Genomic DNA, 12,991 nt, shown 5'->3' on the forward strand with positions numbered 1-12,991 from the left:
TTTTGAAAACCAGACACTGCTAGAGATGAAATTAGTCAAACACCAAGCGGCCTTTGGTGGAAAATTTGCCAGTATCAGTTTCAATCATCATCTTCCAAATTGACCTGTCGTTTGATTTAGGAAGCTCGATTTGCCCATTTGAAGAGGTATAGTCAGTTACGGCTGGGCCAAAAGCTACCAGTCGCCTAAGCCCTATGGCAACCGAAGGTAACACGAGAACCCTACAGCCCTCGATCCTCCTGGCATCTAACTCTAAGCCCGGTGATTTCCTTGGTGATCAACTTAAATTACCTACTTCAGCTGTGCTCTTACCATTCATTCCCATAGCTCACTATGCACCTTGAACCTGCCACAAAAGGGCAATTGCGAGTTGATCGTTATGGTGCATTCGACGGTAACGAATTTGCTAGAAAGGGTTTCCTCCAAATCGATACCTCCGTAAAGCACTTTTCTGGAACAAAAAAGCCATTCTCACAATTGGATCGGAGAGTCACCTTCGTCTTGCAATGAGGATTATGACTAACTATGAGCTGAGAGTAGGGCTAAGGAGAAATACTGATTTAATAAGTAGTTTTGGAATCAGGCTCGTTTATTTTTAATACTTTATTGAAAATTGCCAAGCCATGTAGCAACCGACTCTCCATTTAGGCAGCTCTCCCATTTAACGGCACTTCGGATTTAACGGTCGAGATCTGACACCGACGTCCAAAAAGAGAAGCAGCTTGCACGTGTGCTAATTTGTTTGCGAGGTACTGCTCGATGAGTCACCCGCGCAATAAAGTTCAGCTGTCTTTATTTATTAGATTGGCACAACTCACGGTAGCTCTCTATAGGCAACTGAGCTATCGTAATGGGTTTTATATCTCCAAAAACGAAGCGAAGCATGACGTTCTGATACTCTTGACACGGTTTTGCAAACGTTTGCCTAGGGCAAACTCGCCGCCATTTGCCAACCGCTTCGCCATATAACCGCTGGCTTCGCCACAGCCTAGCGCCTTTGTTTTGGCCCCAAAACTACTGAAAGCGATGCCTATCGCATCACCGAGCGGAATGAACGACAATGCTATAGCCTAAACATTAAAGGCATGCAAGTAATCAGGACGCGTAGAGGCAACCCACTAAAGTTGCTCCCAGCATTTAGGCGTGCCAAAATTTCAATTGCGCTCTCCCTTTAGTTGCAGCTATATCGATACGGCGCTACCGTGTCACAAAGTTGGTCTTGGCGAGGCTTGGCGATGGCGGGAGTCACCCATATCGTGAGTAATTATATTTTAAAGATATTACCTAAATCACCAGTTGGTCAAAGAGCTCAACTATCATCAAATATCTTGACTTTGGTGATCTCGGCATCATTTTTCGGCGCACTGACACCTACCCCACTGAACCAATTGACTCGCACGAAATTAGAGTCTCTCTAAAGCCCGAGCGGATCAAGCATTCTAGAGAGCTACCCATCAATGATTAGATGGCGAGGAAATTTAGCTTGTAAACTTAGGCGAATCACAATTGGAACGATTACACAGCGAACCTAGTCAGCTAAAAAGGATTCATTCCGCAGGACTATAATCAAAGTCATGGAAACACGCCGTCTTGGACGAACCAAAAAAAATGTATCGATTATCGGCCTTGGAACGTGGCAGCTCGGCGCCGACTGGGGCGATGTCACCAAGGAAAGTGCAACTGCACTCCTTGAAGCCGCATACGAAGGTGGGGTGACCTTTTTTGATACCGCTGACGTCTATGGCGATGGTCGAAGCGAAACTATAATCGGCGACTTTCTAGCCAAGATCGATAGAGAAACGATAACCGTCGCAACAAAGATGGGGAGAAGGGCATCGCAATCAATCGGAGAGTTCAATCGGAAGAATTTCGTCGATTGGATAGATCGATCTAGAACAAATCTAGGAGTCGATCGACTAGATCTCACCCAACTTCACTGTCCACCCGATGACGTCTACGATAGCGACCACATCTTCGATGAACTTGACTCCCTGGTGGAAGAGGGACGGATTGGCGCCTATGGAGTCAGTGTCGAAACTTGTTCCCAAGCCCTTCGCGCAATCTCTCGTCCCAACGTGGAAACCATCCAGATCATCTTTAATGCGTTTCGACTCAAACCACTTGACGAGGTTTTCGCGGCCGCTAAAGAAAACGGCGTTGGAATCATCGCGCGAGTACCGCTAGCATCGGGATTACTTTCAGGACGTTACAATTCAAAAACGCAATTTGCCCCCGACGACCATCGTACTTACAACCGCCACGGAGAGGCATTTGACGTCGGCGAGACCTTTTCAGGCGTTGACTACGAGGTAGGTCTAAGAGTATCGACGCAATTTAGCTCGCTTCAGAATGAGATTACACCCTCCAAAGCCGCTATCGCCTGGATAGCCTTCCATGAAGAAGTGTCAACTGTCATTCCTGGTGCACGCAATATTGAACAGCTGATGCAAAATATTGATAGCGCAAACCATTTGGAGGTGGGTAGATCTATCGATCGCGATGTACATGAGATCTACGACACTTTCTTGCGCAAAGCAATTCACTCTCGCTGGTGACCAAAGCAAAAAGAGCTAGTTGTAATTCCGACGCACACCATTTTGCTTCAAAGAATTCCCTAGCGACCAAAGGATCGAGAGTGCCAATTTCACCCGCTGCTGTGGTTACAGACGCAATGAATCATATAGATCGACCTAAGGTCAACCCTTGCCTTTCGTGGCATTTGTTTAGCCACAAGCGTACGCTTTGCAATCTAGTTTTATAAGTTGATTTTGCTCATCAGCGATCGAGGAAATTGACTCATCGGTACTAAAAAATCGACTAGTCAAATATCAACCACTGTAATTATCGACGGCCGACCTATCCTGTCTCCCACAAGTACGACCATCCAAAAACCGACCACTGATCGCTCTGCAATGGAGACTAGCGTACCTCTTTTGCTCTGGCTTATCCCAACCAAACTTTCGACCACTACCTCGCTTGGCCGACAGAAAAGAGTCGGCAAGCTGGTAACTTAATCTATCTGGTTCTAACGATTACAGCAAGTAAAACGAAAAATGCACGACCGACCAGGCTTAAGAATGAATAAATCGGTGCCGACCAATCAAATCCATGCAATGGTGCACCATCTTCAATCTTCAATCAAGCCTCAGTCTTTAGTCGAAGCACTATAGCTCACCAGGCCACCTCAATGAATAAAATCCACCGTTAAGCGATCCGATCTATCCTTTGCTTTAATGGGGGCCAAGCCAATTTACCATTCAAAGCAAAGTACTGTTGGACCCCTAGTAGCGATATTAGTTAGTATTCCGTATCGTCTCTAAAACCCCTAAGTGATTGATGCACGGAGATTTGCTCCTTCTCCCGGGCTCCGAATTCGTTCTCATCAGCACGTTCAATTTGAACGAGGTGGTCGTCCGCCGTTGGTATTGCACGAATGACCTCGTCAAGCTTGAGCTGGAGTGCCGCTAGACCTCGGTGTTCGGTGTGCTTGAAAGAAAACAGGAAAATCAACACCACACTGTTTGAGATGGTGGCAAAGGCTGCCTGCCACGACGTTGGGAAACCTTGGACCGCCAAGATAACATTGAAAGTTAGTAATACGATCACCATAACAACGGTGGCACTGACTCGCGAAGTAATTGCATCTAAACGCTGCAAGACTCGACTCATATTCTCGTGAAAAGGGGATAATTGCATTCAATTCCAATCGATAAGGATCAGGATCAGTGCTAATTAAATACAGCACTGCCTATTTGAATAAAGAGATTAACGAACTCAGAAGGCAGCGTTTGATCCTACTGCACCGGCCATGAGCAAATGGTTGTCATCAAGGAGAAATCTTGACCCACTCTGCCTACATCGTAGTGTCTTTGGGCAGCATTCGTTACACCTGGGTTCGCGGTATCGGAACGCAGTGACCTTTGAACTGGGCTTTAAAGACAACGTTTTGGAGAGGATTTCACTTTAAAACAAGTGAGATGGTTGATGGTTGCGCCCATCCAACTTCAGACGAGAGCTAATTCGATCTCCAATCCAAGCGACTCCAACTGGCCTCGCAAACATCCTTCAAAATCAATTCCATTGCATTGCATTGCAGATCCATCGAAATGTCCACCGGAGGGAAGCCGCCTCGCCATCTCCTAAATAGCATTTTTTCAAAACCACTCGCAATAACGAGCTACATATCGACATCTGCAACTTTTTATTTATGCAAAAGGGACATTGACTCCTCCCTTGCGCTCGGTTCTCCGATCAAACCTTCTAATTATTCAATCCAAGACAGCACCCCCGCGCCGTTTTGTGGTTCAATTACACAAACAAGATGTATCGGTAGGCAATTGAGCACATTTGACTCTAACCCAAGCAGGTGCTCGCAATCAAAGCGGAGATAGCACCTCGAATTACGTGTATCTGAGCCTGGGGTTTTTCGGGCCTGGAAGGTCTTGGACTCGCTCGATGTCGCGTAGTAGGACTCAGCTAGGAGACAATTGCACAATTCGAAAATCAACTCTTTCGGGTGGTATTCTTTGACTCGGAGTACGCTTGCTATGCCTTATCTAGCATTAAGTGCGGAGCTTTAAATCCAAAACGGGTAAAGATCTACTTAAGCAATTGTCTCCTAGGACTCAGCTCGATACGCACTTGCGAAATTCAATCGAACGATAAAACCGCAGTAATTTGCCGTTGCTCCCAAAAGCTAGTGAAACCCATCTAGGTCGCACAGTCGTAATGAGGCTACCTTCGAAATATAACCTGGCCTGACCATGTAATTTACCTGACATCAAGCTTCCTACTTTACAATTTAAGAGTATCGGGTTAGAGCTATCAATGTCTTCGATCGAATGATTTAGCGGCACGTTGCAAAGCAACTTGGTCAAGAAATAAGGGAGCAAGATACAATGGTATCTCAACCCTCAGTAATCATCCGCCAACTCCAAACCAACACTCGAAATGTTCGTTTGCTGGTGGATCGCAGCTCAGCATAAGCGGCCTTAGAGATTATAGAAAAGGACTTTCAAATGAGCCGATGGACTTCGCAAGAGATCTTAGAGGCACTTTCCGGCCTTGATGAAGCCAGACTCGACGATGACTTTTTGGACCTTAGGACCGATGAATATCGACTTATTCGTTATCCTCAGCATCTGCTTTCACCGACACTACCAGCGGCACAGGTCGTTTGGTCAAATACATCGCGACTACTCGATCTTGTCTTTAGTGAAGTTTCATCACAAGTTGCCAACTGGGACTTAGATGCGATCCATTGGTGGGTATCCAATGGAACACTCCCCCTTGAAACTGAAGCTTATCTGATAAGCCATGGTGGAACCATCACCGACACCTATTGGGTTTTGGCCCGGGATCTTGATGAAGACATAGTCGCTCAAAGGAGGCGTTCAATAAATATAGATGTGAAGTTGGTAGATGATGAAGCTAAGTTGCGGGACGCAATTGCTCTTGAAACTGTGGGTTGGGGTCGAACCGCCCCTGACGAAGTGACAATAGATATCTCCCTCAGGGAAACCCTCCGAAATCTTGATAATTCAAGTGAATTTCAGTTTCTGGCCTACCTAGATGGTCATCCTGCCTCTACCGGGTATTGCCAAATAACTGGTGAGATCGCTCGCCTTTACGGCGGCGTTACATTGCCTCAATTTAGATCGCAGGGTTGCTATCAAGCCGTCCTCTTCAATCGATTACATCAAGCCCGTGTACTTGGCGCCAAAATTGCCATTACCAGAGGACGGCCATCCACTTCGGGTCACATCCTAGTGGATGCGGGCTTTAGTGTTCATAACATAGAAAACTGCTACCGTATGCCCATATGCTAAGCGCATCGCGCAGGACTGTAATGCGTTGGTATGGTGTCTTAGTATGGTGCAGCTCGCGGAGCCTGCCAAGGAAGTTGTCACTTTCGCACCATCTAAGCTACCTCCCTTTGCCTCCCTTTTGATTCATCTCCCACCGATTTATTCGTAGGAATAATAGGTACCTCTGATACTGGATCCCAGTCTCTGCATTTGCCCGAGATCCACCGTCCTGGTTTGGATTTGCGAGCTCCCTCGTAGAGATCGCGCCGTCTATTTAGTAGCTCGATATGCTCTCCACTGTGTGCCTGTTGCGGCGTTTGCCCTTGGCGTTGTTCTCGTCAAACCAGCAACCGCTACTATTTGTCAACTCAATACATCGCGACAAAAAACCTATGCGAACCATTGGTCTATTCAACCACATAACAAACCTCTTTCGAGCCAATCACAGCTAGCCCAGCTCCTCGCGACTCATGGCAGTTGGCGCGACTCATGGCAGTTGGCGCGACTCATGGCAGTTGGCGCGACTCATCAGTTGAAAAATAAGAAGGGAGCCTCACTCCGTAAGGGCAACATCGCGCCCATTCATTCAAGGTGGTCGCGCAAAAGGTTGTCGCCCTCTCGGTCTCTTTGACGAGTAGTTAAATTTAGTTTTAAAGAGAATCACCCAAGCAATATTTGCCCTGACCTTATGAGTTGATTTAGTCCCGAACCCCCGAAACATGCGTTACTAGGTCGGGCTCAGTTCGATTGGGCTCAGTTCGATTGGGCTCAGCTCAACAGGACGCTGAATTAGCTCTGAATCTGAGAAGCCACCTCGATCAGTCAGCCAAAATAGATCAAGCAGAGGCTAATCTTGTCGAAGTCGACAGGGCCTCTTTCGAATCGACTCATCGTGATCACATCTATCAGAGATCGAAAAAAAATAATGTTGCACCTGATTTTGATAATCATTTTCGAATTCAAAAGATACTTGTGATCCAAAAGATTAGGGGCAACGAAGGTAGAAGAAATCATCTTCGTGTAATAGGATTAGCCCTATGGAAGAATTAAATGGCACCAAAGTCGTAATCACAGGTGCAAGTAGCGGTATCGGTCTGGCTATGGCCGATGCACTACTAAATGCCGGATCCACGGTAGCATTATCGGCACGCCCATCTAACCGATTGGTAAAAATCGTCGAAGAACGACGAGCCAAGAACCTTGACGCACACATTTTGCCAATGGACGTTCGAGATCAAGAGTCCGTAGCAGCTGCGACGGATGAGATATTTGATAAATTCGGTACAATAGATGTTCTCGTGAATAACGCAGGTGTTGGAATGATCAGCGTCAATCACTCCTTTTTAACCAATCCAATGCCCTTTTATGAGGTCGCTCCAGACCGATTTAGGGACGTAATCGCAACAAACCTCACTGGCTATTTTCTCGTCGCATCGCAATTCACACCGCGGTTTCTTGAACAGGGTCACGGCCGTATCGTCAATATCTCCATGAACCATGAAACCATGAAAAGAAGTGGTTTTGTACCCTATGGACCTTCTAGAGCTGGCGCTGAATCACTGAGCCACATCATGGCCCAAGATCTCGCCAATAGCCCGATTAGGGTCAACATGCTTCTACCAGGAGGAGCCACGCGAACAGGAATGATTCCAAGTGATATCTCTCCTGAACTAGAGGCAAAGCTGTTGTCACCAACCATAATGGATCGACCAATCATCTTTCTTTGTTCAAAGATGGCACAAGAGATCACAGGGGAACGAATCGTGGCATCGACGTTTGATCAATGGCTTCTGGAGCATCATATCTCAGCAAAATAGACGATAAGTCAAAGAGATGAATGTAAAAACATTCCAATCAATACCATCGAAGTACGACAAACACACTCGGCCAACCATCCAAAATGTGCTTGCTCGAAGACACCTCAGGAGGAGATTGCTCCGATGGGGTGCCAAACCCACAAGCGAAAGATACTTAAATATTCCTTGTACTTATTATCGAATATCACACTTGGAAATGACCGCTCACCTAGCTTTGGGCTTGATGATACCGATCTCATTCGTGAAACCCGCTAAAGTTCGTAAAATCTCACGAATCAGCTAAGATTCCAGTGCTTTTGGTCCAAGATTATCAAAGATCTTCCTACTCGTTCGTAATAGCACTTGTCACCCAACAAAAATCAATTCCCACCTGAATCAACTGTAAACAAAACGTATTGAAACCCTTGGTACTTCTGATACTTTTAATAATTATCTCAACGTTTTGATGCCAACGGGTTAGCTACTCCGTTAGCTCTCCGCGGTGCTTTGTCCATACCCGTTCATGTACCTAATGCGAGTCCTTCATCAATCTTGTCCCCTTCGGCGATCTTCTTGCGCACTTGTTCTGGGATCTGCCTTTTGGACTTCACGATAATTTCTTCCATCTACATTATGGATACAAAGCTCACATTAGCAGCGGATCAATTTAATAGAGGGCCTTCACATCCGACCATATTTCCAGTTCCAATCAGAAGACGCAAAAGACGCGAAAGCATTATGATCATGAATTGATTCGTCGTTTACTGCCGAAACCATGAATGCAGAACTATTGTTTTGCCTCAATCTTAGAGTTGCATTTCGTACAATATCTTCGACAAATGCGGGATTATCAAATGCGAGCATAGTTATGAATCGCTCATCGCTTCTTTTGACAAGAGTATACAAAGGAGCGGACCCGCAATCTTCTGCAATGTTGATTGACTCCATTATGCCGAAATCCTGGTCCAGTTTGGCCCCGGGAGGTCCTTGGTATTGGATCGCGATTTCGACGGTACCTCTCTGGTTATGTGCGCCATAGTCGCTAATCTCTTTGGAACACGGACACAGTGAAGTTATGCGCACGGTCACCCCAACTGTCGTTATGAAGGTACAGTCTCTTTTGAATGAATTTAGATTTACTTTGTACCTCATTGGCGATCTCTTTTTTGAAATAGGAGATTCTTTATTTATGAAATAGTCAAACTCAATTCGTACGGTAGTGTCAACTGCATCAAGTTTGCTGGCTATCTCTTTGTGACATTCTTCGATTGAACATGGCGATAAATCAGAAAGGTGAATAATTGCACTCTCGACTAGCCGACTCATATGAGTACCCCGAAGATTCTCCGCTACGGATACGCCAATGGATACTTTTGCTACGGTTGATATCAAAGTTCCAGATTCAGCGGATACCGAAACAGGAAGAGTAAGGTTATTGATGCCGACTTCTTCAAGGGCTATGCCGCGGAGGTCGTTTTCTGCTTGAATATCTCTCATTATGGATGGCCCGTGTAGATGCATCCTGAAGTGCACGTCTCGTTCACCATAATCTTTGAAACAGGCATCACAAGAATCAACTTTTCAAAAATCCATCGTGAGATATTTTCGCTCGTTGGGTTTTCGAGTCCGTCGATGTCGTTCAAGTAGCGATGATCTAGTTCGTCGATAATTGGCTTTACACACTCTTTAATGTCTCCAAAGTCAAGAACCCATCCCAGCTGGGGATCGACATCACCTTGAACGTAGACCGTGACTTTGAAGGTGTGGCCATGGAGTCGTGAACACTTGTGACTATCGGGAAGGTTGGGCAAGCGATGTGCTGAGTCGAAGGAAAATTCTTTATAAATTTCCATTAACGAATTCCTATCATTTTATGCGTTTGAAGCGAAAGATTCCATACAGGGTTTTCTAGGCAGTAGGCGATCGCGAACTTGATATTCGAGTCAAGGTTTTCATTTTCCATCGGTTGCAAATAGAAGTTCTCAAAGTCGAGCTTACGCAAGTACTCAAGGTCAATACCAGATTGAGGCACGACAACCTTGAGTTCGTTTCCGTAGGTAAGGTTTAATTCTGCACCAGCTTTAGGGCTTACGCATATCCAATCAATACCTTCCGGAGGAAGTTGCGTCCCATTCGTTTCAATGGCGATTTCAAAACCGCGTTCATGTAAAGCATTTACAAGTTCGGCATCGAGTTGTAAAAGTGGCTCTCCACCTGTGCAAACAACGTATTTACGGTCGCTGAAATTGTCGGGCCAAATTCTGTCAACCATATCACCCAATTCCAGGGCTGTCTTATAGATGCCACCATCAGTCCCATCGGTACCTACGAAATCGGTATCGCAGAATTGGCATATGGCCTTCAATCTGTTCACCTCTCTCCCTGTCCATAGATTGCAACCTGCAAATCGAAGGAAAACCGCAGGACGCCCGCTTCGATGTCCTTCTCCCTGCAATGTGTAGAAAATTTCCTTAACGACGTAACTCACCTGAGGACCGCCGGATCTAACATTCCATGTGCAGGAAATCCTCTATCACTCAATACACAAGAGTCACAAACTCCGCACATTGTTCCATCGTCTTTGAGATTGTAGCAACTGTGTGTTATGTCATAGTCGACGTTCAATTTAATACCCAATTCGATAATCTGTACCTTTGCTAATTTGATCAAGGGAGTGTTGATGGCCGTGTGCGCCCTGCGCTCGACTGCCGCTTTGCTAGCTAAATTCGCCATGCTCTCAAATGCATTAATGAACTATGGTCTGCATTCCGGATAACCCGAATAATTCAAGGTGTTCACACCAATAAAGATATTAGTGGCCTCAATTGTCGCTGCCAACGCTAGGACAAAGGTAAAAATAGTATGTCGTACAGGTACGTAAGTAACAGGAATGTCTTCAGTACGATTTTGAGATCCGAAATCAGTAGGGACGGGTATGTCCGCAGTCAGTGCCGAACCCCCAAAAACTCTTAGATCAATATTCGCAAGCACATGTCGCAGAACAGCATAGAAAGTACCTACACGACGAGCAAATTCAAGTTCAACCGAATGTCGTTGACCATATTGAAGCCATTGACCGTATTGAAAGCTTTGGCCACAACACTCATATTCGTCTGCTTTGACAAGCACAAGACAAGTGGTAGTATCTAGGCATCCACCAGGTAAGATAACTGGCTCTTTGCGCCCAAAAATCCTCCCGTGTGCAACGTGAAATTCAGTTACTATAAATATCTCACCTAATTACTCACAATTGCTAACGGCTGTAACAGCTTAGTATTTGATATCAAAAATGAACTCTGCTCTTTTGAGTTTTTTTTCATTGTATTAGTAGTACCTGTTTCGAAGGGTAAAGCTCATATTCCATAGTAGAGGGGACTCTAGGTGTCAAGGGAGATGCCTTATATTAAAATAGAATATCAACTATAGGGCGCAAGAAGTAGAAGAACACGATGAAGGCTTATTCCAAGAGTCAAAAAAGGCTTTAGTCAAGAGGCGAGAATCTGGACTACTCCTCCTAAGGATAAGTCGGCTCTGAGTGCTAGCTTATCTGCGTAGTTCTAAGTCGATCGACCCAACAGGTAGAGATCCAAGATCTTAGAGTCTTAAATTTATTTAGCACTAGCACGTTAAAAGAACCTCGTGGGCGAAGGTTATTGGATTGTGCGTAAACGCGAAGCGCATTGCACATTCCAATGATCGCTCGCGTGATATTGAGCCACAACTCAATAACCCCTCATGGTGGCCCTGAATAGCTAGAAGTCTGAGATCCCAGAGGGAAGGTGAGCATAAAGCGCGCCACAAGTTCGTCATCAATCAACACAGTCGGAAGGTTTCCTATTTATCAACTCCACTCCAATCGCCCGTTGCATGACGATAATACGACGATGGCGAGTCCTTGTCCACATGGTGGCGATCTCGTATCCATCTTCGATCTCATGAGCCCAAAGCTATGGAGGATCATCAATTACCGTCTAAACCAAATGACTACCACGGGTAAGTCGATCCATGAGAAACCGGAATTGACTAGATTTTGGTGGCACTAAGGTGCCAAAAAACCATTAATCTTGAACTGAGCAAATGTGCCAACGATCCTAACACTCACAGAAAAAACCACGACATTGGCTCTACTATGGTGTGATTCTGACCTCTAAAGCGTCTTGGACACCCATCTGTCCTTGCCTTCATGTTTAGCTTCATAGAGTGCTTCATCCGACTTAGACAGGAGGTCCACCGATCGACCTGGATCCTTCAAGAAGGTTGTGGTCGCAGTGCCCACAGAAACACTAAAATTCCAATCGGATGCCTGGGAAAGCTTGATCTTTCTGATCTCGCGCACTATCTTCTCGCCGACCTTCTTCGCACCGTCAAAATCAGTAGCCGGAAGAATCATTGCGAACTCTTCACCGCCAAATCGGGCCACAAAGTCGCCTTCCCGGTTTAGGAGCGCTAACAGGGAAGAGGCAATAGCGCGAATTGCTTCGTCACCGACAAGGTGACCGTAGGTGTCATTGAACATTTTGAAATTATCGATATCAATCATTACCAAGGTGATTGGATCCAATGCTCGTTTGCAACGGCGCCACTCGCTCCTGAGGGATCCATCAAACGATCTCCGATTTGCTATTCCGGTAAGGCCATCGCTCATAGCCATGCTAAGCATCCGCTCTTCCATCGCCTTTTCAGCGGTCTTATCGATCAAGAGGCCAATTGCACGCAATGCCTTACCACGTCGGGTTCGGTCCAAGACCTTTCCTCTCACCGATAGATAGCGACCACCAACGGATTGTCCGATCCAAATTCCGACCTCAATTGAGCCATTTGATTCAAGGGTGGCCATTGCCAGGGCCAATAACGCTCTATCCTTGGGATTGACCACATTTAAAAATTGATCAAGATCTTGAGGAACCAACTCCAAGGCGAGCCCCAAGAGAGCCGCTATCGTAGGCTCCCATGTAATCCTCTTAGTCTTAAAATCAAACTCCCACATGGTGGATATTTCGAGACCGATCGCTAATTCCAATCGAAGCCGATAGTCTTGACTTTCGGCTAGAACTCTATGAAACTCGGATGTTTCACGTCCAACTGCCCAAAAAAGAGTTGAGTCAGACAACTGTCTTCCCACCCATTGAATGTGTCTAAATACCCCATCGCTGGGAGCAAATCGCGTCTCGAATGCAACCTCATTTTTTCCCGATTCAAGCGCGAATAGGCTGGCAACAGTCCTTGGAATGTCATCTGGATGAATCAAATCCAGAAGCGAGCGTCCTTCAACCTCTTCAATAGTGAGACCCAAAAGTTGCGCGAGAAGCGAATTGACCTCCCTAAATTTTCCATCGGCTCCAAAAATAGCTAGAAATTCGAAAACAGATTTGCGCACCGCATCAACCA

Annotated in this window: 8 protein-coding genes and 1 pseudogene; 3 read left to right on the plus strand and 6 right to left on the minus strand. The window is 45.8% G+C overall.

What is annotated here, in order from left to right:
- Positions 1-1,574: 1,574 nt before the first annotated feature.
- On the plus strand, positions 1,575-2,555 hold the full coding sequence (locus ACIDITHRIX25_RS91555) for an aldo/keto reductase (RefSeq protein WP_052606776.1): 981 nt from the start codon (positions 1,575-1,577) through the stop codon (positions 2,553-2,555).
- Between the two features lie 742 nt (positions 2,556-3,297).
- On the opposite strand, the gene ACIDITHRIX25_RS91560 is transcribed toward ACIDITHRIX25_RS91555, so the two are convergent.
- Positions 3,298-3,696 carry a low affinity iron permease family protein gene (locus ACIDITHRIX25_RS91560; RefSeq protein WP_052606774.1) on the minus strand — a complete coding sequence of 133 codons (399 nt, stop codon included), beginning with the start codon at positions 3,694-3,696 and terminating at the stop codon, positions 3,298-3,300.
- A 1,322-nt stretch (positions 3,697-5,018) separates the two neighbouring features.
- On the opposite strand from ACIDITHRIX25_RS91560, the gene ACIDITHRIX25_RS91565 reads away from it, so the two are divergent.
- Both ACIDITHRIX25_RS91565 and ACIDITHRIX25_RS91570 read left to right on the plus strand, forming a co-directional pair.
- Entirely contained in the window at positions 5,019-5,828 is an 810-nt protein-coding gene (locus ACIDITHRIX25_RS91565) for a hypothetical protein (RefSeq protein WP_201732748.1), read from the plus strand.
- A 1,016-nt stretch (positions 5,829-6,844) separates the two neighbouring features.
- Positions 6,845-7,624, plus strand: a complete 780-nt coding sequence (locus tag ACIDITHRIX25_RS91570; RefSeq protein WP_052607051.1) for an SDR family NAD(P)-dependent oxidoreductase — start codon at positions 6,845-6,847, stop codon at positions 7,622-7,624.
- A gap of 660 nt (positions 7,625-8,284) precedes the next feature.
- On the opposite strand, the gene folE2 is transcribed toward ACIDITHRIX25_RS91570, so the two are convergent.
- The 5 genes and pseudogenes from folE2 to ACIDITHRIX25_RS91595 form a co-directional block, all read right to left on the minus strand.
- Complete coding sequence (gene folE2, locus ACIDITHRIX25_RS91575; RefSeq protein ID WP_052607052.1) at positions 8,285-9,100, minus strand: GTP cyclohydrolase FolE2; 816 nt, start codon at positions 9,098-9,100, stop codon at positions 8,285-8,287.
- Entirely contained in the window at positions 9,100-9,456 is a 357-nt protein-coding gene (gene queD / locus ACIDITHRIX25_RS91580; protein ID WP_052607053.1) for a 6-carboxytetrahydropterin synthase QueD, read from the minus strand. The genes folE2 and queD overlap by 1 nt, the downstream gene beginning before the upstream one ends.
- Positions 9,456-10,091, minus strand: coding sequence for a 7-carboxy-7-deazaguanine synthase (gene queE, locus ACIDITHRIX25_RS91585; protein ID WP_052607054.1), 636 nt, complete (start codon positions 10,089-10,091; stop codon positions 9,456-9,458). The genes queD and queE overlap by 1 nt, the downstream gene beginning before the upstream one ends.
- Positions 10,088-10,795 (minus strand): annotated as a pseudogene (locus tag ACIDITHRIX25_RS91590) (7-cyano-7-deazaguanine synthase). The gene queE and the pseudogene ACIDITHRIX25_RS91590 overlap by 4 nt, the downstream one beginning before the upstream one ends.
- Before the next feature lie 955 nt (positions 10,796-11,750).
- A complete protein-coding gene (locus ACIDITHRIX25_RS91595) occupies positions 11,751-12,980 on the minus strand; it encodes a GGDEF domain-containing protein (protein WP_201732749.1) in 1,230 nt (409 codons plus the stop codon).
- Between the last annotated feature and the right edge of the window lie 11 nt (positions 12,981-12,991).

It is taken from the genome of Acidithrix sp. C25 (assembly GCF_904848545.2).

Excerpts from the sequence above, each read along its gene's own strand:
- ACIDITHRIX25_RS91555 (WP_052606776.1), top strand. The coding sequence starts at position 1,575 with ATGGAAACACGCCGTCTTGGACGAACCAAAAAAAATGTATCGATTATC.
- ACIDITHRIX25_RS91560 (WP_052606774.1), bottom strand. The coding sequence starts at position 3,696 with ATGCAATTATCCCCTTTTCACGAGAATATGAGTCGAGTCTTGCAGCGT.
- ACIDITHRIX25_RS91565 (WP_201732748.1), top strand. The coding sequence starts at position 5,019 with ATGAGCCGATGGACTTCGCAAGAGATCTTAGAGGCACTTTCCGGCCTT.
- ACIDITHRIX25_RS91570 (WP_052607051.1), top strand. The coding sequence starts at position 6,845 with ATGGAAGAATTAAATGGCACCAAAGTCGTAATCACAGGTGCAAGTAGC.
- folE2 (WP_052607052.1), bottom strand. The coding sequence starts at position 9,100 with ATGAGAGATATTCAAGCAGAAAACGACCTCCGCGGCATAGCCCTTGAA.
- queD (WP_052607053.1), bottom strand. The coding sequence starts at position 9,456 with ATGGAAATTTATAAAGAATTTTCCTTCGACTCAGCACATCGCTTGCCC.